The 25,559-nt window shown below is 64.2% G+C and carries 27 protein-coding genes; 12 read left to right on the top strand and 15 right to left on the bottom strand.

Annotation, left to right across the window (positions count from 1 at the left end; all coding sequences use genetic code 11):
- Positions 1–13 precede the first annotated feature (13 nt).
- The 8 genes from QCE64_RS16640 to QCE64_RS16605 form a co-directional block, all read right to left on the bottom strand.
- Positions 14–904, bottom strand: coding sequence for an alpha/beta hydrolase (locus QCE64_RS16640; protein ID WP_310004896.1), 891 nt, complete (start codon positions 902–904; stop codon positions 14–16).
- Positions 905–983: 79 nt separating this feature from the next.
- On the bottom strand, positions 984–2,642 hold the full coding sequence (locus QCE64_RS16635; protein WP_309921346.1) for a hydantoinase B/oxoprolinase family protein: 1,659 nt from the start codon (positions 2,640–2,642) through the stop codon (positions 984–986).
- Positions 2,639–4,750 carry a hydantoinase/oxoprolinase family protein gene (locus QCE64_RS16630; protein ID WP_310004894.1) on the bottom strand — a complete coding sequence of 704 codons (2,112 nt, stop codon included), beginning with the start codon at positions 4,748–4,750 and terminating at the stop codon, positions 2,639–2,641. The genes QCE64_RS16635 and QCE64_RS16630 overlap by 4 nt, the downstream gene beginning before the upstream one ends.
- Before the next feature lie 44 nt (positions 4,751–4,794).
- A complete protein-coding gene (locus tag QCE64_RS16625) occupies positions 4,795–6,099 on the bottom strand; it encodes a TRAP transporter large permease subunit (RefSeq protein ID WP_309921340.1) in 1,305 nt (434 codons plus the stop codon).
- Between the two features lie 31 nt (positions 6,100–6,130).
- Positions 6,131–6,709, bottom strand: coding sequence for a TRAP transporter small permease (locus tag QCE64_RS16620; RefSeq protein WP_309921338.1), 579 nt, complete (start codon positions 6,707–6,709; stop codon positions 6,131–6,133).
- A 55-nt stretch (positions 6,710–6,764) separates the two neighbouring features.
- Positions 6,765–7,754, bottom strand: coding sequence for a TRAP transporter substrate-binding protein (locus QCE64_RS16615; protein WP_310004891.1), 990 nt, complete (start codon positions 7,752–7,754; stop codon positions 6,765–6,767).
- Positions 7,755–7,938: 184 nt separating this feature from the next.
- The gene (locus QCE64_RS16610) at positions 7,939–8,778 is read right to left on the bottom strand and encodes a formate/nitrite transporter family protein (protein ID WP_309814169.1); all 840 of its coding nucleotides are present in this window, start codon (positions 8,776–8,778) and stop codon (positions 7,939–7,941) included.
- A 278-nt stretch (positions 8,779–9,056) separates the two neighbouring features.
- On the bottom strand, positions 9,057–10,355 hold the full coding sequence (locus QCE64_RS16605; protein WP_309921331.1) for a nitrate- and nitrite sensing domain-containing protein: 1,299 nt from the start codon (positions 10,353–10,355) through the stop codon (positions 9,057–9,059).
- A gap of 148 nt (positions 10,356–10,503) precedes the next feature.
- On the opposite strand from QCE64_RS16605, the gene cynS reads away from it, so the two are divergent.
- The 5 genes from cynS to QCE64_RS16580 all read left to right on the top strand — a co-directional run bounded on the left by cynS (position 10,504) and on the right by QCE64_RS16580 (position 13,414).
- On the top strand, positions 10,504–10,971 hold the full coding sequence (cynS, locus tag QCE64_RS16600) for a cyanase (protein WP_309921329.1): 468 nt from the start codon (positions 10,504–10,506) through the stop codon (positions 10,969–10,971).
- Between the two features lie 93 nt (positions 10,972–11,064).
- On the top strand, positions 11,065–11,520 hold the full coding sequence (locus QCE64_RS16595; RefSeq protein WP_310004888.1) for a diacylglycerol kinase: 456 nt from the start codon (positions 11,065–11,067) through the stop codon (positions 11,518–11,520).
- Positions 11,521–11,553: 33 nt separating this feature from the next.
- Positions 11,554–12,069, top strand: coding sequence for a GNAT family N-acetyltransferase (locus QCE64_RS16590; RefSeq protein WP_310004887.1), 516 nt, complete (start codon positions 11,554–11,556; stop codon positions 12,067–12,069).
- Between the two features lie 391 nt (positions 12,070–12,460).
- Positions 12,461–12,760, top strand: a complete 300-nt coding sequence (locus tag QCE64_RS16585) for a hypothetical protein (RefSeq protein WP_309921320.1) — start codon at positions 12,461–12,463, stop codon at positions 12,758–12,760.
- A 291-nt stretch (positions 12,761–13,051) separates the two neighbouring features.
- A complete protein-coding gene (locus QCE64_RS16580; protein ID WP_310004885.1) occupies positions 13,052–13,414 on the top strand; it encodes a hypothetical protein in 363 nt (120 codons plus the stop codon).
- A gap of 79 nt (positions 13,415–13,493) precedes the next feature.
- Here QCE64_RS16580 and QCE64_RS16575 read toward each other — a convergent pair whose 3' ends face one another.
- The gene (locus QCE64_RS16575; RefSeq protein WP_310004883.1) at positions 13,494–14,363 is read right to left on the bottom strand and encodes a helix-turn-helix transcriptional regulator; all 870 of its coding nucleotides are present in this window, start codon (positions 14,361–14,363) and stop codon (positions 13,494–13,496) included.
- A 135-nt stretch (positions 14,364–14,498) separates the two neighbouring features.
- Between QCE64_RS16575 and QCE64_RS16570 the strand changes: the two genes are divergently transcribed.
- From QCE64_RS16570 to QCE64_RS16540, 7 genes are all read left to right on the top strand, one after another.
- A complete protein-coding gene (locus QCE64_RS16570; protein ID WP_310004881.1) occupies positions 14,499–15,278 on the top strand; it encodes an alpha/beta hydrolase in 780 nt (259 codons plus the stop codon).
- Complete coding sequence (locus tag QCE64_RS16565; protein WP_309921311.1) at positions 15,275–16,081, top strand: transporter substrate-binding domain-containing protein; 807 nt, start codon at positions 15,275–15,277, stop codon at positions 16,079–16,081. Before QCE64_RS16570 ends, QCE64_RS16565 begins: the two co-directional genes overlap by 4 nt.
- An 88-nt stretch (positions 16,082–16,169) precedes the next feature.
- Complete coding sequence (locus QCE64_RS16560) at positions 16,170–16,841, top strand: amino acid ABC transporter permease (protein ID WP_310004878.1); 672 nt, start codon at positions 16,170–16,172, stop codon at positions 16,839–16,841.
- Between the two features lie 6 nt (positions 16,842–16,847).
- Entirely contained in the window at positions 16,848–17,501 is a 654-nt protein-coding gene (locus QCE64_RS16555; protein WP_309921305.1) for an amino acid ABC transporter permease, read from the top strand.
- Positions 17,482–18,216 carry an amino acid ABC transporter ATP-binding protein gene (locus tag QCE64_RS16550; protein ID WP_310004876.1) on the top strand — a complete coding sequence of 245 codons (735 nt, stop codon included), beginning with the start codon at positions 17,482–17,484 and terminating at the stop codon, positions 18,214–18,216. The genes QCE64_RS16555 and QCE64_RS16550 overlap by 20 nt, the downstream gene beginning before the upstream one ends.
- A gap of 10 nt (positions 18,217–18,226) precedes the next feature.
- The gene (locus QCE64_RS16545) at positions 18,227–19,483 is read left to right on the top strand and encodes a hydantoinase/carbamoylase family amidase (RefSeq protein WP_310004874.1); all 1,257 of its coding nucleotides are present in this window, start codon (positions 18,227–18,229) and stop codon (positions 19,481–19,483) included.
- 41 nt (positions 19,484–19,524) lie between these two features.
- Positions 19,525–19,848, top strand: a complete 324-nt coding sequence (locus tag QCE64_RS16540) for a hypothetical protein (RefSeq protein ID WP_310004873.1) — start codon at positions 19,525–19,527, stop codon at positions 19,846–19,848.
- A gap of 9 nt (positions 19,849–19,857) precedes the next feature.
- On the opposite strand, the gene QCE64_RS16535 is transcribed toward QCE64_RS16540, so the two are convergent.
- The 6 genes from QCE64_RS16535 to QCE64_RS16510 all read right to left on the bottom strand — a co-directional run bounded on the left by QCE64_RS16535 (position 19,858) and on the right by QCE64_RS16510 (position 25,544).
- On the bottom strand, positions 19,858–20,499 hold the full coding sequence (locus tag QCE64_RS16535) for a dihydrofolate reductase family protein (RefSeq protein WP_310004871.1): 642 nt from the start codon (positions 20,497–20,499) through the stop codon (positions 19,858–19,860).
- Positions 20,500–20,582: 83 nt separating this feature from the next.
- Positions 20,583–20,990: a GFA family protein gene (locus QCE64_RS16530; protein WP_309921291.1), complete on the bottom strand. Its 408-nt coding sequence runs from the start codon at positions 20,988–20,990 to the stop codon at positions 20,583–20,585.
- Between the two features lie 14 nt (positions 20,991–21,004).
- A complete protein-coding gene (locus QCE64_RS16525) occupies positions 21,005–21,997 on the bottom strand; it encodes an ABC transporter substrate-binding protein (protein ID WP_310004869.1) in 993 nt (330 codons plus the stop codon).
- A gap of 2 nt (positions 21,998–21,999) precedes the next feature.
- The gene (locus QCE64_RS16520) at positions 22,000–23,187 is read right to left on the bottom strand and encodes a Gfo/Idh/MocA family oxidoreductase (RefSeq protein WP_310004867.1); all 1,188 of its coding nucleotides are present in this window, start codon (positions 23,185–23,187) and stop codon (positions 22,000–22,002) included.
- On the bottom strand, positions 23,187–24,512 hold the full coding sequence (locus QCE64_RS16515; RefSeq protein WP_309921280.1) for a Rieske 2Fe-2S domain-containing protein: 1,326 nt from the start codon (positions 24,510–24,512) through the stop codon (positions 23,187–23,189). Before QCE64_RS16515 ends, QCE64_RS16520 begins: the two co-directional genes overlap by 1 nt.
- Before the next feature lie 57 nt (positions 24,513–24,569).
- Positions 24,570–25,544, bottom strand: a complete 975-nt coding sequence (locus QCE64_RS16510) for a PDR/VanB family oxidoreductase (protein ID WP_310004865.1) — start codon at positions 25,542–25,544, stop codon at positions 24,570–24,572.
- Positions 25,545–25,559 lie beyond the last annotated feature (15 nt).

Genomic DNA, 25,559 nt, shown 5'->3' with positions numbered 1-25,559 from the left:
AACGCAGTTCAAGTCAGCGACCCAGGCACAGACTGAAGAAGCGCATCAGCTCGTCGGCCAGCTTCTGAGGCTGCTCTTCGGGAATGTAATGACCGCACGCTTCGATCACGCCGCCGTCAAGCCGCTCGCACAACGGTTTCATCAGTTCGTGGATGGTCGGCGCGCTGCCGACGTCGCCGCCGAGCGCCAGCACCGGCGGCCGGATGCGTTTGGCGAACAGCTCCCGGTTCTGCCGCATGTCTTCCTCGACGGCGCGGTAATAACCCAGCATGCCGCGCAGCCCGCCGGGCGACGCATAGGCTTTAACGTACTCGTCGACATCGGCGGCTTCGAAGGTCGTCATCGCATTCGCGGTCTTGCGATTGAAGAACCATTCGATCAGGATGCGCTCGCGCCCCGCAATCAACGCCTCGGGCAAGTCTTCCACGGCATTGAACAGGAAATGCCAGCTGCGCCAGTTCGACGGCGCCGTGACCGACACGTCCGGCTTGAGCGTGATGCCCGGAATATTGCCGTCGATGAACACGATGCCGTCGAGATCGTCCGCGTAGTGATGCGCATACGGGTACGCGATCCACGAGCCGATGTCGTGTCCCACATAGAAGTGCCGGCCCACGCCCAGCGTCTTCAGCAGGTCGTGGATGCGGGCCGCGGCGGTTCCGGTGTCGTAGCCGCTCATCGGCTTGTCCGTGTAGCCCTGACCCGGAAGGTCAATGGCGATGGTGCGGAACGAATCGGCCAGCAGCGGCTGGACCCGGCGCCACGCGTACGCCGTCTGCGGGAAGCCCGCGAGGAGCACGACCGTCGGCCCGGTTCCGCCATCCACCATGTGATACCGGATGTCGCCGCTGCGGACGAAGCGGCGCTTGAACGGCTTGCCGCCGAGATCGATCACGCCTTCCATGAGAGTCCTCTTCGAGAGTTGTCGGGGAGCGCCGCATGCCGATTGTATCGGCGCTTTGCCAACGTTTCAGACGATGGCTTCAGGCAAGTTCGCGCGACTGCCGCGGATAATTCGCCGCGACGAACTGCGCGCTGACGAGGCCCGCATCGAGGTCCGCCGCGATGCGCGCAACCGGCCGCCGCGCGGGATCGCCGAAACCGCCCCCGCCCGCATCGCGAATCTCGACGATGCCGCCGTCCGGAATCAGCACGCGCGCCTTCGGATCGGTCTCCACGCCATCCACGATCACCCGCCGGTGCGCGCCCGGCTGCGCGCCTGCAAAACCCTTCGCCGCGATGCGCGTGCGCGACGCCATGAACGACGCTTCCAGCGGCCGGCCGGTGTCGTTGCGGATCGCAAAGACCTGGCCGTTGCCGCCCTGATACTCGCCGGGTCCGCCGGTGTCCTCCAGCACTTCCTTGCGCAGGAACGTGCAACTGATCTGCTGCTCCCAGAACTCCACCGAGCCGCCGATGATATTGGCCGGCGCCGGCAGTGCCGCGCGGCCGTCGTAGCCCAGCAGCGCGCCATAGCCGCCCGCCGAAAAGTAGATGGACGAATACGGCTTGCCCGCGCGCGTCTGGCCGCGCAGGTTCATCTGGAACACCATGCCCGAGTCGGCCTGCACGTCGTGCGGAAAAGCATCGGCGAGCGCATTGAAGATCAACGGCCCGACAAAATGCCCGAACACATGGCGCGCGCCGGTCGGGTTCGGACGCAGCGCGTTCAGGATGCAGTTGTCCGGGGCATCGATGGTGACGAAGTCCAGGATCGCCTGGTTGTTCGGGATGTTCGGCGCCACCAGCACCTTGGTGCAGAAGTAGCAGAACGCCCGCGTGTAGCACAGCGGCACATTCACGCCGCGCGCCACCACGGGGTCCGTGCCGGCGAAGTCATAAGCGAAGCCCGCGTCGCTCAGCGTCACCGCGACGGCCAGCGTAATGTCCGGGAAGTCGCTGCCGCCTTCGACCGGGATCGTGGCCGCATAGCGCCCCTTCGGCATCGCTTCGAGCTTCGCGAGGATCGACTTGCGCGTCAGGGCGAAGATGGCGTCGGCGGCCTCCGTCGTCGTGGCGAGCCCGTGCTCCGCGAGAATCCTGACGAGCCCCTGCGCGCCCACGTTGCAGGCCGCGATGTTGCAGTAGATGTCGCCGAGCACGTAATCGACGGTACGCACGTTGTTCCGGATGAACTCGATCACGAAGCGGTTCTCCACGCCCGCCTCGTACAACTTGACCGGCGGGAGCGAGAAGCCTTCCTCGTAGACGTCGCGTGCGACTGAACCCATCCCCACGCCGCCGACATCCGCCAGATGCGACACGGTCAGGCAATACCCGACCAGCGCGCCCTCATGAAACACCGGCTTCATCACGTTGATGTCGAAGGTATGCCCGGTGCCGATCCACGGATCATTGGTTACGATGACGTCGCCGTCGCGCAGCGTGGCTGCATCGAACGCGTCGAGCATGTGGCCCAGCGTGCTCGGACCCGTGCCGGTGAATGACGGCACGCTGGTCGCGCCCTGCGCGATCAGACGGCCGCGTGCATCGAACAGCATGCAGGAGAAATCGCCGCTGGCCCGCACCATCGTCGAGAAGGCGGTGCGCTCCATGGCCGAGACCATTTCGTCGGCGACGGAAACGAAGCGCGACCAGATGATGCCGGCATCCACCGGGTCCATGTTGATTGGGGTTGTCACTGCATGATCTCCGCGATGAGGTCGAGCGTCGGCGCCACACGAGCGTGCGCGTAAGCGGGAATGTAGAGGGTCGTGTCGTTCTCCTCGATCAGCGCCGGACCCGTCCGCGCCCAGCCGACCGGCAATGCATAGCGGTTGAACACGGGCACGTCGGTCCAGGTGTCGCGTTCGCCGTCGCTGATGTAGCAGGCGCGTGGCGCCTTCTCCTGCTGCGCGGCGGGCGTCAGCGCGTCGTAGGTGAAGCGGCGCACGGACTTGAGCTGCTCCGGCATCGACACCTCGACCTCCCAGGTGCTGATCTCGATACCGTAGTCGGCGAAGTTCAGGCCGAAGATGTCCTTGTACGCGGCAAGAAAGCGCGTGCGGATCGCGGCCGCATCGAGATAACGTCCTTCAGCGGATATCTCGACCGTCACCTCGGAATCCTGCCCCTCGTAGCGCATGCCGAGCTTCACGCTGGTCTGCGCGCCGCCCGACACGAGTTGCCGCGCATACGGCTCGGCAGCGATGAGCGCATCAACGGCGCGGCGAATCACGTCATCGTCCACATCCGCGAGGTTCATCTTGCGCGTCTGTTGCAGCACGATGCCTTCGCTGCTCGCGAACTGACCCATCGCCGATGCCACGCCCGCGGCGAACGGAAAGATCACCCGGCGGATCGACAGCAGACGGGCAATGGGCAGCGCGTGTACCGGCGATGAACCGCCGGTGCAGACCAGCGTGGCCCGCCGGTAATCGACACCCCGTTCCGCCGCATGCACGCGAAACGCACGAGCCACGTTCTCGTTGATCGTGCGGTGGATGCCGAGCGCCGCGCGTTCCACGGCGATCCCGAGCGGCCGCGCAATCCGCTCTTCGATGACCCGCTGCGCTTCCATGCGCGTCGCCTCGATGCCGCTGTTGCGAAAGTTGGCTTCGCCCAGAAAGCCGAGGAACAGGTTCGCGTCCGTGACAGTGGCTTCGGTGCCGCCGCGCGCATAGCACGCCGGTCCCGGCGCCGCACCCGCGCTGCGTGGTCCGACCGAGAGCGCGCCGCGTTCGTCGATCTCCGCGATGCTGCCGCCGCCCGCGCCGATCTCGATCAGATCCAGCGCCGGGATCATCAGCGGGAAGCCGCTGCCCGCTTCGAACGCGCCTTCACGCGCCACTTCGAGCCCGGCCTGCACGTCCACCTTCCCGCCGATCAGGAACGCGCCCTTGGCGGTCGTGCCGCCCATGTCGTAGGCGAGCACGGTGTGCGCGTCCGGCGCGGCATCGTCGGGCGCGTTGCGCGCGGCGATCTCGCGCGCCGCCAGCACGCCCGCCGCCGGCCCGGATTCGATCAGCCGCACCGGCGCGCGCACGCAGTGATCGATCGGCAAGGGCAGGCCCGAGGACGTCATCATCAGCAGACGGCCTTCGAAACCCTTCTCGCGCGCGCCGGCATCCAGACGCGTCACGTATTGCGCCAGCAACGGCTTGGTGAACGCGTTCACCGCGCAGGTCATCCAGCGTTCGTATTCGCCGGAGCGCGGCGCGAGCGCGCTGGACACCGAGACCACCGCATCCGGAAAAGCTTCGAGCAGCCAGGCTTCGACCAGCCGTTCGTTGGCGGGATTTTGAAACGCATGCAGGAAACAGATGGCGAAGTTGCGGATGCCGGTGTCCTGGGTCAGCCGCCGCACGTCCGCCAGCAACGCGTGCTTGTCCGGCTGCTGCACGACGTCGCCGTCATAGGCCACGCGCTCCCGCACCGGCACCTTCAGCCGATGCTTCGTCAACGGCTTCGGAAACGCGAGCCGCAGGTTGGACACGTTGTAGCGATGCTCACGGCCGGTCTCCAGCGTCGTGCCGAAGCCTTCGGTATGCAGCAGGATGAAGTCGTGACCGCGCCGCTCGATCACGGCATTGGTAATGACCGTGGTGGCGTGCAGGAACACGTCGCAAGCGGCGAGATCGAGGTGCGCGTCGTCGCGCAGATGGTCGAAACCCGCGAAGATGGCCTCTTCCGGGCTCGGCGGCGTGCTCAGCACCTTCGCGGTGGTCACGCGGTGCGTCTCGTGGTCGAGCACGACAAAGTCGGTGAAGGTGCCACCGATATCCACTGAAACAGCAAACCTGGACGTCATGGTGTTTTTCATTTGACGATGCAATGGGCGAAGGGTCGTGGCGTTCATTTCATGCCGAGGTGTTCGGGCAGCCACAGCGCGATCTGCGGAAACGCAATCAGCGCGATGCCGAACAGGATGAGCAGCGCGAGGTACGGCAGCGTGGCTTTCGTGATGACGGACAGCTTCTCGCCGGTGATGCCCTGGATCACGAACAGGTTGAAGCCGATGGGCGGATGCACCTGCACGATCTCGACGGCGATCACGAGAAAGATGCCGAACCAGATCGCGTTGAAGCCGGCGGCGAGCACCATCGGCAGGACGATGGGCAAGGTGATGACGATGATGGAAAATCCTTCCAGGAAGGAGCCGAGCAGGATGTAGCCGATGAACAGCACGAACAGCAGCGCGAACGGCGACAGATGCAGCTGGTGCACGAACGACGCCGCCGCCTGCCCGACGCCGAGGAACGCCGAGGCGCTGCCGAGGATCGACGCGCCCAGGATGATCAGCGCGATCATCGAGCAGGTCTTCACCGCGCCGAGGCCCACTTCCTTGAGCTTGGCGACGCTCAGGTCGCGCTGGAATCCGGCAATCGCCAGCGCGCCCACCACTCCGGCCGCCGCGGCCTCGGACGGCGTGACCAGCCCGCCGTACATGCTGCCGAGCACCGCCCCGATGAGCAGCGAGACCGGCGCGAGATGCCTGAGCGAAGCCCAGCGTTCGCTCCACGGCAATGTCGCCATGCTCTCTTCCTCGGGGATCAGTTTCTTGTTCCACGTCGTGTGAATCATGATCCACGCCATGAAGCAGGACGCCAGCAGGATCGCGGGCACGAGTCCGGCCGCGAACAGCTTCAGCACCGACACCTGCGCGAGCACGCCGTACACGATCATGATGTTCGAGGGCGGCACCAGGAAACCCAGCGTGCCTGCGCCCGCGAGACTGCCCATCGAGATGCGGCGGTCATAGTGACGGCGGTCGAGTTCGGCGAGCGTCACGCGTCCGACGATCTGCGTCGTCGCGGCCGAGGACCCGGAGATCGCCGCGAACAGGGAGCAGCCGATCACGTTCGAATGCAGCAGCTTGCCGGGCAACAGGCTGGCCCATGGCGCGAGTCCCTTGAACAGCGACGTGGAAATGCGCGTGCGGAACAGGATCTCGCCCATCACGATGAAGAGCGGCAGCGCCAGCAGTTCCTGCGTGGTCATCACGTTCCACGCATATTGCGCGACGAGGCGGTCGACCGGAATCGACTTGAAGATGAAGAGCGCGAGCGAGCCGGTGATCGCCAGCGTCAGTCCGACCCAGATACCGATGGACAGCCCGCCGAACAGCAGCACGCCCATCGTGGCCAGTACGGTTCCCATATGCGTTACCTCCGTGTGATCGACGCTGCGCTCAGCGGATCAGGTTCTTGTCTTCGACCGGCTCGCCAAGCAACAGCTGGCCGAGACGCGCGAGCAGTTGCAACGCGAGCAGCATCGCGCCGAAAGCGACCAGCGCTTCCGGTATCCACAGCGGCGTATTGCTGGCGAGCGAGCGTTCGTCGAGCGTGTAGGCCTGATACGAGAAGTGCGTCATCGCGATGGAGAAGAACGTGGCAAAGGCAAGGCCCGCCGCGCTCGAGATGCATTCGAGCGCCGTCACCACGGCGGGCGACGCGTTCGACAGCAACACCCGCACGCGAATGTGGCCGCCGGCCCGCAAGGTGAGCGCCGCGCCGAACGTGAAGGTCACGGCCATCAGGTACGAGCTGTATTCCCATGCAATCGGGATGTCCTTAGGCAGCCAGCTGACCACGCTCGACAGCGTCCGCACGACGATGCCCGCGATCATCAGCAGGCACAGCAGAAACAGGCACAGCGCGCCGAGCCAGCCGTCGAGCCGCGCGAGCGTGTCGATCGCGAGCAGCGCCTTCTGCGCGAACGCACGGCCCCGGGAGCCCGTGACGTGGGCGCCTGATTCGATGTTTTCCATGATTGATTCGCTCCGCTTCGGTCCGTGGCCGGTGCGAGAAACAAGATGCGGCGGCTTACTTGCCGGCCGCCTTCAGGTATTGATCCAGCAGCGGCCGGGCAGCGGGCACGGCTTGCTCGAAGGCGGTCCAGCTCGCCTTCCCCTTCGCCGCCATGGCATTGCGCACATCGGCGGGCGGCGTATAGATCGCCATGCCCTTGGCCTTGAGCATCGTGAAGTTGCGCGTGTCTTCTTCCCGCGCCGCTTCCCAGAACTCAGGCTCGAGCTTCGCGGCGACCTCTTCGATCGCTTTCTGGTCTTTCGGGCTGAGCTTGTTCCATGCGTCGAGATTGACCGTGACGCCTTCGAAGTTCGATTGCCAGTTGACGACGTTGCAGAACTTCTGGAAGTCCCAGAACTGACCATCCACCGCCGACGAAGTGGACGTCGACACACTGTTGATCACGCCCGTCGACAGCGCCGGCACCACTTCGCCCCACGGAATCTGCGCGGGCGACGCCCCCAGGCTGCGGAAGAAGTCGCTGCCGTTGCGGTCGGTGGTGCGGATCTTCATCGAGCGGAAGGTGTCCGCATTCGCCAGTTCGGCCTTCGAGAAAATGTTCTGGCCGGGCCACGGAATCGTGAACAGCAGCTTCTGGTTGAACTTCTTGAATTCGGCGTCGTAGTAGGGCTTCGAGACGATGCGGAAGGTCTTCATCTCGTCGAAGCCGGACACCAGATACGGCACGGAGGACGCGCCGAGAACGGGCGAGACGCCCACTTGCTGCGCGAACTGGAACGAGCCGATCGGCACGAGTCCGTCGCGGATCACGCCGAGCATTTCAGGGCCCTTGAAGCCCAGTTGTCCGCCGGCGTGAACGGAAATCTGCACGTCGTTCTGCGTGGCCGCGGCCACAGCAGCCGCAAATTTTTCGTCCAGTTTCGTCTGGTAATTGCCGGGCGCATTGGCGGTCGCGAAGTCCCAGTTCACGGCATGCGCGGGCATCGCCGCAAGCGATGCAACGACGCACGCGCATGCCGCGCCCAGCCTTTTCAATCCGTTCATGTCTCACCTGTTCGAAGGGGTTCATCGGCGAGATCGGGCTTCGCCTGACTCGACTTCGATCAGGTTAATCAGCCGGGTTGGGACCGGCCAGTTCAAAAAAGAAATGACTTGTTGAATGAAATTCAACGGCGCGGAGGGCGTGCTTCAAGCGGCTTCTGCCGCCCTCCATCAGGGCGTCTGGCGCTCAGGCCTTGCTCACCCGCACGCCGCGCGCACCCGGCGTACGCGCCGGCGCGGTCTTGTAGTGCGTGCTATAGAGCGTCGCGCCGACGAACGTCAAACCGCCGACCAGATTCCCGAGCACCGTGGGAATCTCGTTCCACAAGAGGTAGTCCATCAGCGTGAAGTGACCGCCGAGCATCAGGCCCGACGGAAACAGGAACATGTTGACGACCGAGTGCTCGAAGCCCATGTAGAAGAACACGAGAATGGGCATCCACATCGCGACGACCTTGCCGGTGACCGAAGTCGACAGCATCGCCGCCACCACGCCGGTGGACACCATCCAGTTGCACATCACGCCGCGAATGAAGAGCGTCAGCATGCCCGCCGCGCCGTGCGCCGCATAACCCAGCGTGCGGGCCTCGCCGATCCCGCCGATCTTGTGCCCGATGGCGTTCGGCGCTTCCGAGAAGCCGAACGTGAAGATGATGGCCATGAACAGGGCCACGGTGAGCGCGCCCGCGAAGTTGCCGATGAACACCAGCGACCAGTTGCGCATCACGCCGCCCCATGTCGCGCCGGGACGGCCATCGAGTACGGCCAGCGGCGCGAGCGTGAACACGCCGGTGAGCAGGTCGAAGCCCAGCAGATACAGCATGCAGAAGCCCACGGGAAACAGCAGCGAGCCGACCAGCGCATTGCCCGTGTTGATGGTGATGCTCACCGCGAACGCCGCCGCCAGCGCGAGAATGGCGCCGGCCATGTAGGCGCGGATCAGCGTGTCGCGGGTGGACATCAGGAGCTTGGACTCGCCGGCATCGATCATCTTCGGAACGAACTCGGCGGGAGACAGGTAGGCCATGGTTGTACTCGCTTTGAAAAGCCAAAAAAAAACCGCGCACGGGCAACGCATTCACATGCGTGACCTTGTGCGCGGACTTCGTTATCCACGGGTTGACGCGCAGCGTGTTGCCTGCGCGACGATCAAACCACCGTTAGCTTGATGGCCTCTAAAAGCACCTTCCATACCAGGCGACGTTCATGACGGTATGACAGGGCTTGCTTGCGGTGCGTGTGTTCGCGGTTGCACTGACGAAGTGCTTTGAGGCATCGCGCGGGACCAATCTAGTGCAGGCGTGCTCAGGAAGAGCGCTTGTCCGGCCGTGCATGACGCGGCGAGAAGCTCACCGTCTCCGGCGCGATCAGGAATTCTTCGGCAAGCTCCACGAGCGAACGGTTGCGGTCCATCGAGGTCTTCTGCAACAGCCTGAAGGCGACGTCCTCGCTGAGACCATGACGCACCATCAACGCATGCTTCGCCCGCTGCACGAGCTTGCGTTCATGCAGTGCGCGGCGTGCTTCGTCGAGTTCGACTTCCATGCGTGCCAGCCGTGCCGACTGCGCCTCCAGCACCGACTTCAGGCTGCTGACCGTCGCGCGGTCCGCGCCGGTCAGCGTGTCCGACGAGACTGGCGCGCCGTCGCCTGCGAAGAAATGATCGAGCGCCTGCGCGTGCGTGGGCGGCGTGTCGCGCAACGCCTGCAACAGCGCTTCGGAGTCGCGCAGCGCCTGTTGTGCGAGCGCGATGGAGGCATCGCACGCCGCGCGGCCGAGCGCCGTCAGCGCGAGTTGCAGATGCCACAGGTCGGTGATGCGCGCACTGCTGGCATCGAACCAGGATTCGGTCAGCGATGCATCGAGCGTCTCGCCCGCCTGCGCGCCGCACAGGATGCGCCGCAGCCGCATCAGCGCGCCGGCATGCGGCGTGAGTGCACGGCTTGTCCACCAGTCGGCCTGGGCGGCAGCGGCGAAATTCTCGAAGACTTCGAGACTGCGGTCCTGTGCGTGGATCAGATGAAGCAAGCGTTGCTGCTGGTCGGCCGGGAAGCCGCCCGACGCGAACATGTGCGCGCCCACCGCGCGTTCCTGCCCGGCTTCTTCCTTGCCCTGCACCACATGCACCAGCGCGACGAGCAGCCGCGAGATGGCCGGCTCGGGCGCGCCGTCGGCGAGCTGGAACACGAGCTCCATCAGGCCGCCGATGACCTTGCTGAAGGCCAGCACGGATGACGGCGCGGACAGGCTGCGACGATCGATCCGTCCGCGTAATGCATCGAGCGAGTCGAGATCGAGCAGCACCCACGCGATCAGCGCGAGCATGCGCGACGACGCAGCGCGCTCCGGCGCGAGTTGGAGTTCGAGATGCGTCTGCAATTGCGCGATGAGCGGCCCAAGCTCGCCGCGCGCCGTCATGCGTTCTTCGCTGAAGCGCTTGCCGCTGGACGCGAGAAAAATGCTCGTGATGCCGCGCTCGCGTTGCAGGACGTGAATGGTGCGGCCGATGAGATCGACGAGTTCGATACGGTCGGCCAGCAGCTGCAACGCGGCGATCTCTCGTTGCTTGGCGCGCAGCGCGAACTGCGAGGCGGGTGCGAACATCGTTCCGGAAAAAACTGAATGCGGGTTGCACGGATTGTAAGCCGGACAATATTCGCCGCGGTTCAGCGTGGCTTCGAAACACGGACGCACGGATTTTTGAAGTGTTCAACTGTGCATCCCGCTGTTTGAATCGACCGGAGGAAACCTCATGCAATCGCAGATCTCGCAGTTGTCGCGCGCCACGCTGAGCGAGGCGCTCGTCGCGGCCAAGGCGCGTCTTGGCCTGACCTATGCCGAACTCGCGGAAGGCACCGGACTGAGCGTGCCCTACGTCACGGCGGCGATACTCGGCCAGCATCCGCTGCCGGAACAGGCCGCGCACAGCGTCGCCGAAAAGCTCGGCATGGACGGCGACGCCGCCGCGCTGCTGCAAACCATTCCCCTGCGCGGCAGCATTCCCGGCAACGTGCCGACCGACCCGACCATCTACCGTTTCTACGAAATGGTGCAGGTCTACGGCACGACGCTGAAGGCGCTCGTGCATGAACAGTTCGGCGACGGCATCATCAGCGCGATCAACTTCCGTATCGACATCAAGAAGGTGGAGGATCCGGAAGGCGGATCACGCGCGGTGATCACGCTGGACGGCAAGTTCCTGCCGTACAAGCCGTTCTGAGCAGCCGCGCGATGGCGGGACAGACGGGTCAGTCACGTGCGACGTGCGGCCCGTGGCATGATGTTCGTTCAGCTTCCACGCCACCTACGCGTCATGGTTCGTCCCACTTCATCTTCGCGGTCATCGTCATCGTCCAAGGACACGCCTCATTCCAGTCCGGGCAACGGCAAACGCAGCGGCTTGCTGCGCGGCTTCTTCGCGCTGCGCCATTCGCGTGACGGCATCGTCGCGACGTGGCGCGAGGAAAGCGCGTTCCGCCAGGAGGTATGCATCGCGGTGATCCTGCTGCCGATCGCGTTTCTCGTGCCGGTCACGAGCGCCGAGCGCATCTTGCTGGCTGCCTCGGTGCTGCTCGTGCTGCTGGTCGAGTTGATCAATTCGAGCATCGAGGCGGCCATCGACCGCATCTCGCTGGAGCGCCATGAACTGTCCGGCCGCGCGAAGGACTGCGGCAGCGCGGCGGTGACCGTGGCGCTTTTGATCGGCGTCATGACCTGGGGCGTGATCTGCGGACCGCTCGCGTGGCAGTGGCTGCGGGCGCATCTGTGACGCTGTGCCGTTTCATCGACTCGTGGAGCTTCCATGCCTGTTCGACTTCTCACCGCCGCCGACGCCTCCTCGTTCCAGGCACTGCGGCTCGCCGGACTCAGTGAATGTCCGGCATCGTTTGCATCCAGTCATGAGGAAGAAGCGGACCGCTCTCCTACGCAGGTCGAGCGCATGCTCACGACGAACGACGACCAGGGCGTGTTCGGCTGCTTTGAAGGAGCGCGCCTGATCGGCATTGCAGGCGTGAAGCGCGAGACTCTGCGGAAGTTGAGCCACAAGGCCTTCGTCTGGGGCGTATATGTCGCACAGGACATGCGAGGCAAAGGCGTCAGCCGAAGCCTGCTCCGCGAAGCCATCGCCTTTGCGCAACGCACGCCGGGCGTTACCCAGTTGAACCTGACCGTGAATGCGGACAATGCGGCTGCGATACGGCTCTATGCATCGCTCGGCTTCGAGCAGTTCGGCCTCGAACGCAATGCGATCTTCGCCGAGGGATGCTTGCACGACGAGATGCTGATGCAACTCCTCCTCGACTTGCAAAGCCGCTGAAGACACGAGCGCCCGGACGCAGTCGCGACTGCGCCCGCGAACTTTGGTGCGACCGCTTCATGAGCGGTCAAGCAAGCGCACGTTCCAATCTTTTCTATTCCGCAGTTCTTCCCTTCCCCAACGTTTCATTTTTCGAAACGCATTCCGCTATTTATCGGCGAAGAATATTCCGTTACACGAAAGCCCCGACGGACGCGACGGATCGCAAAGCACAGCCACGTTAAAGAGCCATTGCCGACGGAATTCCTGTCCGAGGTAATAAGCACGATTGGCTGATGTCATGTTTGCGCGCGGTTTTTTTAAGCGACTCACCACCGCTCCAGAAAACGCGTCGCCCGGAAATGTGATTGCGCAAATCAAGTCGAAGACGTCCTACGAGGTTCAACCGATCATGAAAGCCACCCTCACCCTTCTTGCGCTTGCAGGCGCTTTTTATTTTTCAAATGCCCAGGCGCAGGTCATCGTGGCGCCGCCGCCGGCTGTCGTGGTCGCGCCGCCACTTCCGGTAGTGGTCGCCCCGCCGCCGGCGGTCGCGCCGGCGGGCGTGGCCTATCTCGCGCCCGTAGGCGTGGCGCCGGCCCCCGGCTATCTGTGGCGCTATCACGTCGGTGCTGGCTGGGGATGGTGGCATCCGCATTACGGATGGCATGCGCCGGTCGTTTATCACCACTGGGGCTATCGCCGGTGGTAAGCGGGATCACGGTGCATCAACGGATCACATCATGGTTTGGGCCATTGGAACTCTAATGAACAAGCAATTCACCTTACTCGTCGTCTCGACCTTATTGGCTGGAATGCTCGGCGGATGTGTAGTGGAGCCCGTGCCTGCCGCGCAATGGGTGCCGGCGCATTACGGTCCTCACGGCGGCTGGATCCCGGGACACTGGAGATGATCCGGCCTGCCCGTTGCATTACGCGCGTGCATCCCGCGGGAGCGCTCGCGGCGCGTGGCTCGACTGTTTATCGCTGGACTGGCGAAATCTTGAAAACGCTTGTTGTAATCACCGCGCTGGGTCTGGGCGCGGCACTGGGCGGGTGCGCCGTGTATGACACGCCCGGTGGCCAGCTGGTCGGCCCCATAACGGCAGCACCCGTGGCGGCATCCGCCGTTGTTGATACAACCGTGACGCCCGCGCAGACAGCACCTGTAGTGGCGCCGGCCACCGTCGTGACGGCGGCTCCGCCCGCGCCGGTCGTGGTCGCTCCGCCCGCGCCCGTGGTTGTCGCACCGCCCGCGCCTATGGTGGTTGCGCCAGCGGTCGTGGCGCGGCCCCCTTATGTATGGGTGCCTGCGCACTATGGGCCTTATGGCCGCTGGATACCAGGACACTGGCGTTACTACTGACGGGCATCATGCCGGAGGCGGTTCGCGTTCGCGCAAGACGATGCACCCGCGAACCGCCCCCACCCGCAAAGCATCACACTCAGTCCGAATACTTCTTGATGAGCCGGTGCAGCTCGTGCATCGCCTGCGCGCCCTTCAACGCGCTTTGCCATAGCGTTCCAGTCAAATGATCGTGCTTGGCCAGCGCCTCCGGATCTTCCGTGATGGTGCCGACGCCATAGCGCAGGTTGGTCGGCTGGCCGATCCGGAACGGGCTGTTCACGAGATACCGCCGCCCTTCCGCATGAATGATCTGATAGCCGGAGGTAGGCAAGGGCTGCGTCGTCAGGCCGATCTGCACATGCATCGGCGGCGAAGCGATCAGGTCCGCCATGTGCCCGATCTCGCGCGCGGCCTCGCGTCGGAGTTCGGCGCGCTCGGCGTACGGCTTGTCGGCCGTCACCGCGAGTCCGTTGGCAAGATAGCGTTCGATGCTGCTCAACGGAACGATGTTGACCATCGCCGGCTGGCGAAAACGAAAGATCGCCTTGCGCCGCTCCAGGACCTGCAACAGCCGCTTGCCTTCGGCCGGCGTGAGCGGATCCAGGTCCTGTGGATCATGCAGGCTGCGCGCGAGCGAGCGGTCGTAACCCGCCGAACTCAGCACGTAGATCAGCGGCCCGAACACCACTGACACCCGGTCTGCCTTCTCTTCCAGGCTCGCGACGCGCTCAAAAAAGCGGAACCCGTCGGTCAGGTATTCGGCGCCGAGCCCGAGCAGCGTGCTCGGCGACATGCCATATACCCGCGCGAATCTTTCGAGCGTCTCCAGCTTGACGATATTGCCCGCTTCATACCGGTGCAGCAGCGCGCGCGAGACGCCGATGGCCTCGGCGACTTCATCGGCGGTCATTTTCAATTGCTGGCGATGCAGCTTCAGGCGCTCCCCGATAGCGCGAAAACTCTCCATGCGTTCCGTTTTTTAATGGTGGCCCGTGACTCAAAAAAGTTACATGCGCCATAAATATGCGTCAAATCATAAAAATGAGCGTTGGCCCGCTGGTTTTGCCGCCCGATACTCGCTCCATCCAACCAGGAGCACTTCATGCCCATCATCCGACTCGACGGCGCCCGCGTTCACTACACCGACAGCGGTGGCGAAGGCCGCCCGGTCATCTTCCTGCACGGCGGTTTCGGCAGTTCGTCCGAACTCTGGCAACGCACCATCGACGCGCTGCCGCCCGGCTATCGCGGTCTCGCCATCGACAACTTCCTGCGCTCCGACGCACCGCCCGACGGCTTCACCATCGAAGCGCTCGCGCGCCGCGTGGCGGCATTCATCGACCGGCTCGAACTGGAGCGGCCGGTGGTAGTCGGTCATTCGATGGGCGGCGTCGTCACGCAGATGACGGCCGTGCGCTATCAGGAAAAGCTCGGCGGCATCGTGCTGGTCTGCACGGGTCCGTCGATGACCAATCACGCTTTGGGCCGCGCGCTGCTTGCGCAACTGGAGAACGACGGCATCGAAACGATGCGCGAGATCAGCGCGCACTGGTTCCGCGAACTGCCGCAGCCGTTCTTCGACGGCTACGTGGAGCGCGCCAAGGCCGCGCCGCTGACGGCGATGATCGACATCCAGTCTTCGCTGATCGAAACCGACATGCGCCCGCATCTGCCGGGCGTGCAGCTTCCCGCGCTGGTGGTCTGGGGTGCGCACGACAGCGGCCGCACGATGGAGCATGCTCAGCGCCTGCTGGATGGCCTGCCGAACAGCACGCTCGCCGCCATGACCGACAGCGGCCATTCGCCGATGCTGGAAACCCCCGCTGTATTCGACGAAGCCTTCCACGCCTTCCTGAAGTCCATTCCGGAGTTTGCACAATGAGTTTCACCGCTACGTTCAAGCGCCGCCTGGGTGCGGCCATGTTGTCGGTTGCCGGCGCGATGGCGCTGCTGAGTCACGCCCCAGCCGCGCATGCCGACACGCTCGACACCGTGAAGAAGACCGGTGTGATCCGCGTCGCGGTGCCGCAGGATTACGCGCCGTTCGGCTCGGTGGGCAGCGACATGGAGCTGCACGGCTACGATGTCGAAGTGGCGAAGCTGACTGCCGCCGCGCTGCATGTGAAGCTGCAGATCGTGCCGGTGACGATGGCCAACAAGATTCCGTTCCTGGTAACCAACAAGGTCGATCTCGTACTCAATCTCGGCAAGAATCCGCAGCGCGCGGAAGTGATCGACTTCACCTCGCCGTACGCGCCGTACTACACGGCGGTGTTCGGTCCGCAAGCCGATGCTCTGACGGACGTCGCTGGCCTGAAGGACAAGAAGATCGGCGTGGTGACGGGCTCGCAGGAAGACCTCTTCATCACGAAGAACGCGCCGGCCGGCACGCTGTTCTCGCGCTATCAGGACAACAGTTCGGCAGTGGCCGCCTTCCTGTCCGGGCAGACGGAATATCTCGCGACGGGCAACATCGTCGGCGCGAAGCTGCTCGCCGACAATCCGCAGAAGCATTTCGCACAGAAGCTCCTGCTGATCGATTCGCCGGTGTGCGCCGCCGTGCGCAAGGGCGACAGCGCCATGCTGGCCGCCGTCAACAGCGTCTTCGCGGCACAGAAGGCCAGCGGCCAGCTCGACGCGTTGTCGCGTCAATGGCTCAAGCAGCCGCTCGACGCAAAACCCTGACGCACTCCGCTGCCTCATCCGCTTCCTTCGCGTGGCATGGGGCAGTGAAGCGCCCTTCCGCCGCATCCGCTCCGGATAGCTTCAGACCATGTCCTATCAATTCGACTTCGGCGTTATTGCGCCGTATCTGCCCCTGCTCGTCCAGGGCGTGGCGATGACGCTCGCAGTCAGCATCGCCGGCGGCCTGGGCGGCTTTGCGCTGAGCATCGCCGGTGCGTGGATTCATGCGGAAGGCAAGCCGTGGGCGCGCGCCATCACGCGTGCCTATGTGGAAGTGTTCCGCAACACGCCGTTCCTGATTCAACTGTTCTTCATTTTCTTCGGCTTGCCGCAACTGCATGTCAGGCTCGATGCCGTCGAGGCCGCGCTGTTGGCCGTGACGATCAACTTCGGCGCATATGGAACGGAGATCCTGCGCAGCGCGATTGCAGCGACGCCGCGCGGCCAGCATGAAGCAGCCGCGAGTCTCGCGCTGACGCGCCTGCAAACCTTCCGTCACGTGCTGCTGCGGCCCGCATTGCAGAAGGTATGGCCCGCGCTCACGAGCCAGTTCATCATCATGATGCTGACGACTTCCGTCTGCTCGCAGATCGCGCTGATGGACCTCTCGCATGTGGCGGACTTCATCCAGGGCCGCACGTTCCGTTCTTTTGAAACCTACGCCGCCGCGACGTTCACGTATCTGCTGCTCGCCCTCGTGCTGCGCCATGCGCTGCGCACGCTCGGCAAGCGCTTCGTGACCGCGCGCCCCGCGAGATAAGCCACCATGGACTTCACCCTGTGGGACATCCTGCGCGTATTGCTCGCCTCGCTGCGCTGGACCGTGGCGCTCTCATTGGTCGCCTTCGTCTGCGGCGGCGCGCTGGCCTTCGCGATCATGTGGCTGCGCCTGACGCCCGCACGCCTGCCGCGCGGCGCGGCGGCCGCCTTCATCGAACTGTTCCAGGGCACGCCGCTGCTGATGCAGTTGTTCATCGTGTTCTTCGGCATCGCGCTGTTCGGCTTTGACGTGCCCGCGTGGCTCGCGGCAGGCTTGGCGGTGTCGCTGTGGTCGGCGGCGTTCCTCGCTGAAATCTGGCGCGGCTGCATTGAAGCGGTGCCGCGCGGACAGTGGGAGTCATCCGCTTCGCTGGCGATGACACGCATGCAGCAGTACCGCCATATCGTGCTGCCGCAGGCCTGCCGCCTCGCCGTGGCGCCGACGGTCGGCTTCTGCGTGCAGATCGTCAAGAACACCTCGGTCACGTCGATCATCGGCTTCGTCGAGCTCACGAAGGCAGGCACGATGATCAGCAACACGACCTTCCGGCCGCTCGAAACCTTCGGGCTCGTCGCGCTGATGTACTTCCTGCTGTGCTCGGCGCTGTCCGCGCTGAGCCGTCATCTGGAGAAGCATTTCAATGCCCCTTATCGCAATTGACCAGGTCACCAAGCGCTTCGGCGGTAACGAAGTGCTCAAGGGCATCGACCTGAACATCGGCGCCGGCGAAGTCATTTCGCTGATCGGCAGGAGCGGCTCGGGCAAGAGCACGCTTCTGCGCTGCATCAATGGACTGGAGGGCATCGACGGCGGCCGCATCGATGTGGCGGGCACGCGCCTGTCCGACGACGACGCCGCGCTCAAGCAGTTGCGGCTTCAGGTCGGCATGATCTTCCAGCAGTTCAACCTGTTTCCGCATCTGAGCATTGGCCGCAACGTGATGCTCGCACCGATGATCGTGCTCGGCATGAAGCCCGCCGAAGCACGCAGGCAAGCGGGCCTGCAACTGGAGCGCGTCGGCCTCAGCGACAAGTTCGACGCCTATCCCGACCAACTCTCCGGCGGACAGCAGCAGCGTGTGGCGATCGCGCGTGCGCTGTGCATGTCGCCCAAGGCGTTGCTGTGCGACGAGATCACGTCCGCGCTCGATCCGGAACTCGTGCAGGAAGTGCTCGCGGTGATGAAGGAACTCGCGGCGGGCGGCATGACGCTCGTGATGGTCACGCACGAGATGCGCTTCGCGCGCGAGGTCTGCGACCGCGTGGTGTTCCTGCATCAGGGGCGCATTCATGAAAGCGGCACGCCCGATGTGCTCTTCAACCAGCCCCGCACCGATGAACTGCGCCAGTTCCTTGCAGCGGCCCATGATGCATGAGCGCACTCGCATGACGGCATCGACTGATTACGCGCACAGTGCACAGCAGCTCTTCGACACAGTGCGTGAGGCCACCGCTGAAGGTCGTGGCGTGACGCGCGCATCGTACGGCGCGGGCGAGAGCCGTGCGCTCGACTTGCTGACGGCGTTCGCACGGAAGCAAGGCTTCGCTGCACATGTCGATCGCGCGGGCAACGTCACCTTCTCGCATCCCGATGACGCACGCACACGCCCCATCCTGTGCGGCTCGCACATGGATTCCGTGCCGGAAGGCGGCAACTTCGACGGCCTCGCCGGCGTGATCGCGGGCCTGCTGTGTCTCATGCGGCAACGCGATGAAGCACAGCGAGGTATGCATCCGCTGCGCGTGCTGGCGCTGCGCGGCGAGGAGAGCGCGTGGTTCGGCAAGGCATATATCGGCTCCAGCGCGCTCTTCGGGCGCTTGCCGCCCACGACGCTGGACGCGCAGCAGCGCTCGACAGGCGAGACGCTCGCTGCCTGCATGCGCGAAGCAGGCGCCGATGTGGAGGCGATCGCGGCGGGCGAAGTGCTGCTCGACGCGAACGGCGTCGCGGGCTATATCGAGTTGCATATCGAACAGGGTGCGCTGCTCGATGATGCACAACGCGCGGTCGCCATCGTGCCGTCGATACGCGGCAACGTGCGTTACCGCAACGTGCGCTGTATCGGAGAGCCAGGTCATTCGGGTGCGGTGCCGCGTGAACGCCGTCACGATGCGGTGTTTGCGGCGGCCCACGTGGTCAGCGCGCTCGATACGTACTGGAAACGCGCGCTCGCCGAGGGCGCGGACCTCGTGATCACCTGCGGCGTGTTCGGCACGCGCGCGGAACAGCACGCGATCTCGCGCATTCCAGGCGAAGTCGATTTCAGTTTCGAGGCACGCAGCGCGGACCCCAACGTGCTGGCGCAGGTGCTCGACGTGTTCGAACACACGCTCGCGGACACGGCGGCATCCCATGGCGTGCGCTTCGAAACGGGCGCGCTGTTGCAGACCGCGCCCGCGCACATGGACGCGGGCTGGATCGGCTTGCTCGAACAGCATGCGCAGACACTGAACCTGCCCGCGCCGCACGTGCCGAGCGGAGCGGGTCACGACGCCGCCATGTTCGCCGCAGCCGGCATTCGCAGCGCGATGATTTTCGTGCGCAACCAGAACGGTTCGCACAATCCCGACGAGGCCATGCGTCTCGTCGATTTCATGGACGGCGTGGCGCTGCTGTATGAAACCATCAACGCCTTCGCCTGACTGGTCGCATAACGCGACGCCTCATCTTTGGAGAAGCAACTATGAATCTGGAACTGGCAGCGGCATCGCTTTCGCGACGAGGTCTGGGCTTGACCGATATCCGCGAGTTCGCGCTGCAATGCCGTGACAGCGCCCGTCAGCCCGGCGGCGAGGCGGCCGCGTTGATCCTGCTCGCGGAGAAGGCATCGGCGTTCTTCGAGCGGCACGAAGGCATCGCGATGACCAACGACGCGCTGCACGGCTTCGTCGAGTCCCTTGGTGCCGATGTCACGCGTCTGCGCGCGGCCGCCATGGCAGGCGATGCCGCGCTGATTGAAGCGTTGAATGCGTTCGCCTCGGCCTTCTCGAACGACGTGGTGATCTGAGCACGACCTTCAGCGCATCAGGACGATGTGAGTGGCACGTTCGGTCGGAACATGTTCGACGGTCCTGTATCCCAATGCATGGAGATCCAGCCCGTCGAAGAGCGGTTCTCCGGCGCCCAGCACGACCGGCGCCATCGCGAGATGAATCTCGTCCACATGGCCCGCCTGAATGTACTGCTTCACCGTAGAAGCCCCGCCGCCGATCTTGACGTCCCGCGCACCCGCCGCTTCGCGGGCCCGCTGCAGCGCTTCGTCGATCCCGCCGGTGATGAAATGAAACGTGGTGCCGCCGCGCATCTCGATGGAAGGCCGCGCGTAATGCGTCAGCACGAACGTGGGCGCGTGATAAGGCGGATCTTCGCCCCACCATCCTTTCCATTGATCGTCGGGCCATTCGCCACGCACCGGTCCGAACATGTTGCGGCCGAGAATGAAGGCGCCGAAGTTATCCATGGCGCGGTGGGCGAAGCTGTCGTCGGGGCCGGCTTCGCCATCGTCCTTGCCTTGCATCGCGCGGAAGGTGCGCGTCGGGAAGAACCACTGGAAGATTTCGTGGCCTCGCACGCCAAGCGGATGTTCCAGGCTCTGCGCGGGGCCCGCAGCATAGCCATCGAGTGAAACGCCGAAGCCGGCAACTTTTACTTTGCTCATTCACGTCTCCGTGTCAGGTCGTGCATGTCGGTCACGAGAGCATGAGCACGAATCGACGCGGGACGCAATAGAGGTTTGTCTCTTCAAGGCTGCCCTTCGAAAGCCTCTGCCGTGCCGAGATCCGGGAGCCAGCCGAAGCGCCGCCGGGTCCACGACTGCCGCTTCGGCACGCCGAGTTCGTAACGCTGCTTCAGCGCGCCTACTCGCAACGAATAAGAAGAAGGGTTCTCTTGCGCCGACGAATACACCGGCCCGCCGCATTCCGCACAGAACGCGTGGATGCGGCGCGCGCCGCTGTCGGCGGTCTTCAGATAGCGCTTGGGCTCGCCTCTGAGGATGCGAAAGCTCTCCGCCGGTGCGGCGATATTCACGCGAAACGCCGAGCCCGTCAGCGTCTGGCAGTCCGCGCAATGACAGATGGCGACGGTGCCAGGCGTGACGTCAGCTTCATAGGCGATCGCGCCGCAATGACATTGCCCTTCGACTTTCATGGACACCCCTTCGATCAGATCTTGAAGCTCTCCAGCGTCGCCGGATGAAACAGTTCTTCCGGTTGCAGCAGCCGGCTCGACAGCCCTTCATCATGATGCCGCTTCAGGAAGCGCGACAACACATGCCGGTTGGGCGCAAAACCATACGACCAGAAATCGTGGCCCATCAGGCGGCGCGCATTGCTCAACTGTTCCTCGACGAAAGGCAGCGTCACTTTCGTGGCCGACGTGTCGCTCAACTTTGCAAGTGCCACTGCCTTGCTCTTCTCGAACGCCTTGGCCACCGCGCCCGGCAGCCACGGATGCCGCTCGGCGAGGGTGCGCCGCACGCCCAGCAGGTGCATCACCGGGAACAGCTTCGTGCGCGTGTACCAGTCGGCGGCCGCTTTCTGCGGATCGTCGTAAAGATACTTCACGTTCGGATGACCGTTCGTGAAACATGACGGCGCACGCGGACCGATGACCGCATCGATATCACCGGATGCCAGCATACCCGTGATGGTCGCGTTCGACGGTGCATTCTCCAGCCGTACATCGGCGGGAAGATTCAGCGTGATCTTTTCTTCACGGCCGGTCTCTTCATAACCGCCGCGCACCCACGTCACATCCGATGCCTTGACGCCATGATCCTCTTCGAGAAACAGACGCGCCCATACGTTGGCGGTCAACTGATACTCGGGCACGCCGATGCGCTTGCCTTTCAGATCCGCAGGCGTGTCGATGCCGCGATCGTTGCGCACGTAGATGGACGTATGACGAAACGCACGCGACGGAAACACCGGCACACCAATATACGGACTCGTGCCCGCCGCCGTCTTCACGCTGTAACTGGAGAGCGACAGTTCGCAGATGTCGTAATCCGCGTGACGGAAGGCGCGAAAGAAGATTTCTTCCGGGTCTTGCAGCATGAACACCGGATCGACGCCGTCGATCTGTACTTCGCCATCCACCAGCGGTCGCATGCGGTCGTAGTTGCCCACTGCAACCGACAGATTCAGCTTGCTCATGTTCAATGTTCCTGTGTTGTAAGCGTCTCGCCGCCGATGAGTACGTCGCGCTGCTCAGCGCTCGAACGCAGCATCGCGAGGCAGATTTCCAGCGTGCCGCGTGCCCATACGCCGTCGTGCAGCGGTGCGATATCGCGCTGTACCGCGGCGATCAGTTCGTCGATGACTTCGGCGCGCGGGACCTGCGGCGCATCGAGCGCGACTCGTTCACACCGCTCGTCGCCATACACGACGATGGCGTCCGGCAACGGCCTCAAGTCGCCCCGTTCGCACGAGACGATGAGCGGCCCGAAGTGCTGATGCCAGCGTGCTTCGGATCGAGTTGGGGAATAAGCCGCGCCGCCGTAAGTGCCCGCAGCCTTCAGGCGCGCCTCTTCATCCCGCGACTGCACACGAGCCAGCTTGCGCCGCGCGGCGCCATAGTCGGCGGCGTGCTTCGTCTGGCCCATCTCGCCGATCCATCCGGTCCATTCATCGGAATCGAAGTGCGCATAGCCGTTGTAGGAGAGCGTCGCGAACGCCCCGTTCTCGAACCACAAGGTAGCCGTGTATGCGCCTTCGGTCGGACGCGCGGCGTCCCAACGGCCCACAGCTGCACGGATGCGCGTCACGCGGCTTCCGGCGAGCATTCGCACGATATCGACCTGATGCGCCGCCTGACTGAACACCGCGCCGCCGCCCTCTTCCGTCTGCAATTCCTCGGGCCTGCGCGGCCGGTACAAATAATCCGTGAAGTTGAGCGCCTGGATCATCTTCACGTCACCGAATGCGCCCGACGCAATCACCTCGCGCGTGCGCAGATACGGCGTGTCGAAGCTATGGCAATGACCGACGATCAGATGCACGTGCGCATCACGGCATGCGTCGATCATCACGTCGCATTCGGCGAGCGAGAGCGCCATCGGTTTTTCGACCAATACATGCTTGCCATGCCGCGCCGCCACCCGCGCATGCGCTGCATGAAACTGATGCGGACTCGCGATGTACAGCGCATCGATGTCCGGCTGGCTCGCGAGCGCTTCGATATCGGCGAAGGTGGGCGCATCGAAGTCGGCGGTGAACTGCGCACGCGCCGTCTCGCGCGGGTCGCATGCCGCGACCAGCCGCACGCGCGGGTCCGCGAGAAAGGTCGGCAGCATCAACGAGAACGCGCGCCCGAGGCCCACGATGCCAAGCCGCAACGGCTCCATCAGACCTGCACCTGATAGTTCGTCTCGAGCTCCGGCGCCGCTTCCGCAGCCGGTTCGACCCACACCGGATGCGCGGCATACTGCTTCCAGTCGGTGTCCTTCGGCACCATCGCCTGGAACGAGCACACGTGGCGCGGAATCGCCTGCTCACCCGTACCGATACCAGCCTCGCCCGCCTGAAATTCCCGCAGCGCATCGAGCATGCGGCGGCGGAACTCGACCACGGCAACATCGCTGGCGCCGAGCCTTTCTTCGGTGCGATCGGCGATCGGACCCATCGTCACCCACATCGCGATGTCCTGATTCGGGAAGCCCTTGATGCCGGTGAAGTTGCCGTTTTTCATCGCCTCGCGATCCTGCCAGAAGCGATTGTCGTGATTGCGCAGCGGCCGATACGTCGCATCCAGATCGACGCCCACCTGCTGCCCGAGAAACTTGCGCCACGTCTCGGTTTCCGGCGTCTTGTCCGGGTGCCCCCACGCCATGAAATAAAAAGCAGTGCTGGTGTCGTCGCAGGGCACGTTGATGTTCGCGACGTTGTAGAGATTGTTCGGCGGAATCAGCGCGGTGGCCGGCGCGACGAACACCGTGGAGCGCACATAGTCATGCGTCGCGGCGTTCTGGATGGGACGGCGCAGCGCGGCATAGCGGAAGCCATAGCTCGTGCGATGCACTTGCAGGCGCGGCGCCTTGTCCGTCGACGGACGCAGCCAGTTCTTCGCCGTGGCTTCCGCGCCGCCGACGCGCGCGGGCACGAAATCCGACGAATGCAGGCTCGAACTGTGCGCGGAATCGATCGCGCCTTCGAGAATCTGCGCCCAGTTGCACGGCACGATGACCTTGGCGATGCTCACGCGCGTGTCCTCGGTCGGCGCCCACGCGGGCGGCGCGAACGCGGGAATCGCGTCCTGCGGGCCCATGTAGGCCCAGACGAAGCCGCCCCATTCCTTCGTTTCATAAGCCTTGTGGCGGACCTTCTTCGTCATGTCGCTGCAGGAAGGCTCCGAGACCATTTCGATGACGTTGCCCTTCACGTCCATCTTCCAGCCGTGATAGAGGCAGCGCAGGCCGCAGTCCTCGTTGCGTCCGTATACGAGCGACACGCGGCGGTGCGGACAGTATTCATCCATCACGCCGACGTTGCCATCGGTATCGCGGAACACGACGAGATCTTCGCCGAACACACGCGCCTTCACCGGCGCGCCGTCCGGCTCGCTCACTTCCTCGATGAGACAGACCGGCGTCCAGTGACGACGCATCAACTGGCCCATGGGCGCGTCGCCTTCGACGCGGCACAGCAATTCGTTTTCTTCATGCGTAAGCATTTGCGCTTCTCCTGACCTGCTTATCTGAAATCAATGCAATGGGGATGAATTCAAAATTCAAAGATCCAGCACGAGTTCTTCGCTCCGGGCGCGCGACACGCAAATCATGATCTGATCGTGCTGCTCGTCTTCGCCGAGCACCATGTCGCGATGTTCCGCCACGCCCGCACACAGCTTCGTGCGGCACGATCCGCACGTGCCGCTCTCGCAGGAACTCGGCGCGCGGATGCCGTTGTCGCGCAGGATTTCGAGAATCGAGCGGTCGGCGGGGATGGCGAAACTGCGACCGGTCCGTTCCAGTTTTATGTTGAACGGCGTGTTCTCCGCCGCGCGCGACTGGTCCACGCCGAAGCTTTCGAAATGCACGCTGCCGGTCGGCCAGTGACCCGTCATGTCGCGCACGCCATCCATCAGCGCGCGCGGGCCGCAGCAGTAGACGTGTGCGCCGCTGCCGGGCTTTTCGAAGACCGGCCAGAAGTCGAAGGCCCGGGCGAGGTCGCCGTGATCGTGATGAACCACTACATGCGGCTGCCATTCCTCACTCGAGAGTTCATCGAGAAACGCCGTGGTTTCAGGGCTGCGCGACACGTAATACAGCTTGAAGCGCGGGCCGCCCGTGGCCTTGAGATGACGCATCATCGAGAGAATCGGCGTAATGCCGATGCCGCCCGCGACAAACACGAAGCTCCGCGCGCGCTCGCTCAGCCCGAACTCGTTGCGCGGCTCCGAAACCTCGATGCGTGCGCCTTCCTCCACCTCGTCCGCCATGCTCACCGAGCCGCCGCGGCCGGCTGCTTCGCGCTTCACGGCGATCACATAGCGGTCCGTTTCAGCAGGATCGCTGCACAGCGAATAGTTGCGGTTCGCTCCGCTCGGCACCCGCACGGTGAGGTGCGCTCCCGCCGTAAACGGCGCCAACTCGCGCCCTGCTTCATCACGCAATTCGAAACCGAAGATGCCTTGCGCCACGCATTCCTTCTTCGTCACCACGAGCGTCCTGAATGACATTTCGTGGCTCGCCGACTCGTTCATTGCACCTGCTCCCTT

Origin of the sequence: Caballeronia sp. LZ043 (assembly GCF_031451075.1) — a bacterium.
GTDB lineage: Bacteria > Pseudomonadota > Gammaproteobacteria > Burkholderiales > Burkholderiaceae > Caballeronia.
The sequence above is the reverse complement of the archived record's forward strand: the minus strand, read 5'-3'. Positions and strand labels throughout refer to the sequence as shown.

Excerpts from the sequence above, each read along its gene's own strand:
- QCE64_RS16575 (WP_310004883.1), bottom strand. The coding sequence starts at position 14,363 with ATGGAGAGTTTTCGCGCTATCGGGGAGCGCCTGAAGCTGCATCGCCAG.
- QCE64_RS16515 (WP_309921280.1), bottom strand. The coding sequence starts at position 24,512 with ATGCTTACGCATGAAGAAAACGAATTGCTGTGCCGCGTCGAAGGCGAC.
- QCE64_RS16565 (WP_309921311.1), top strand. The coding sequence starts at position 15,275 with ATGAGTTTCACCGCTACGTTCAAGCGCCGCCTGGGTGCGGCCATGTTG.
- cynS (WP_309921329.1), top strand. The coding sequence starts at position 10,504 with ATGCAATCGCAGATCTCGCAGTTGTCGCGCGCCACGCTGAGCGAGGCG.
- QCE64_RS16560 (WP_310004878.1), top strand. The coding sequence starts at position 16,170 with ATGTCCTATCAATTCGACTTCGGCGTTATTGCGCCGTATCTGCCCCTG.
- QCE64_RS16585 (WP_309921320.1), top strand. The coding sequence starts at position 12,461 with ATGAAAGCCACCCTCACCCTTCTTGCGCTTGCAGGCGCTTTTTATTTT.
- QCE64_RS16615 (WP_310004891.1), bottom strand. The coding sequence starts at position 7,754 with ATGAACGGATTGAAAAGGCTGGGCGCGGCATGCGCGTGCGTCGTTGCA.
- QCE64_RS16510 (WP_310004865.1), bottom strand. The coding sequence starts at position 25,544 with ATGAACGAGTCGGCGAGCCACGAAATGTCATTCAGGACGCTCGTGGTG.
- QCE64_RS16595 (WP_310004888.1), top strand. The coding sequence starts at position 11,065 with ATGGTTCGTCCCACTTCATCTTCGCGGTCATCGTCATCGTCCAAGGAC.
- QCE64_RS16630 (WP_310004894.1), bottom strand. The coding sequence starts at position 4,750 with ATGACGTCCAGGTTTGCTGTTTCAGTGGATATCGGTGGCACCTTCACC.
- QCE64_RS16605 (WP_309921331.1), bottom strand. The coding sequence starts at position 10,355 with ATGTTCGCACCCGCCTCGCAGTTCGCGCTGCGCGCCAAGCAACGAGAG.
- QCE64_RS16545 (WP_310004874.1), top strand. The coding sequence starts at position 18,227 with ATGACGGCATCGACTGATTACGCGCACAGTGCACAGCAGCTCTTCGAC.
- QCE64_RS16530 (WP_309921291.1), bottom strand. The coding sequence starts at position 20,990 with ATGAAAGTCGAAGGGCAATGTCATTGCGGCGCGATCGCCTATGAAGCT.
- QCE64_RS16540 (WP_310004873.1), top strand. The coding sequence starts at position 19,525 with ATGAATCTGGAACTGGCAGCGGCATCGCTTTCGCGACGAGGTCTGGGC.
- QCE64_RS16550 (WP_310004876.1), top strand. The coding sequence starts at position 17,482 with ATGCCCCTTATCGCAATTGACCAGGTCACCAAGCGCTTCGGCGGTAAC.
- QCE64_RS16535 (WP_310004871.1), bottom strand. The coding sequence starts at position 20,499 with ATGAGCAAAGTAAAAGTTGCCGGCTTCGGCGTTTCACTCGATGGCTAT.
- QCE64_RS16610 (WP_309814169.1), bottom strand. The coding sequence starts at position 8,778 with ATGGCCTACCTGTCTCCCGCCGAGTTCGTTCCGAAGATGATCGATGCC.
- QCE64_RS16520 (WP_310004867.1), bottom strand. The coding sequence starts at position 23,187 with ATGGAGCCGTTGCGGCTTGGCATCGTGGGCCTCGGGCGCGCGTTCTCG.
- QCE64_RS16620 (WP_309921338.1), bottom strand. The coding sequence starts at position 6,709 with ATGGAAAACATCGAATCAGGCGCCCACGTCACGGGCTCCCGGGGCCGT.
- QCE64_RS16625 (WP_309921340.1), bottom strand. The coding sequence starts at position 6,099 with ATGGGAACCGTACTGGCCACGATGGGCGTGCTGCTGTTCGGCGGGCTG.
- QCE64_RS16555 (WP_309921305.1), top strand. The coding sequence starts at position 16,848 with ATGGACTTCACCCTGTGGGACATCCTGCGCGTATTGCTCGCCTCGCTG.
- QCE64_RS16525 (WP_310004869.1), bottom strand. The coding sequence starts at position 21,997 with ATGAGCAAGCTGAATCTGTCGGTTGCAGTGGGCAACTACGACCGCATG.
- QCE64_RS16640 (WP_310004896.1), bottom strand. The coding sequence starts at position 904 with ATGGAAGGCGTGATCGATCTCGGCGGCAAGCCGTTCAAGCGCCGCTTC.
- QCE64_RS16570 (WP_310004881.1), top strand. The coding sequence starts at position 14,499 with ATGCCCATCATCCGACTCGACGGCGCCCGCGTTCACTACACCGACAGC.
- QCE64_RS16590 (WP_310004887.1), top strand. The coding sequence starts at position 11,554 with ATGCCTGTTCGACTTCTCACCGCCGCCGACGCCTCCTCGTTCCAGGCA.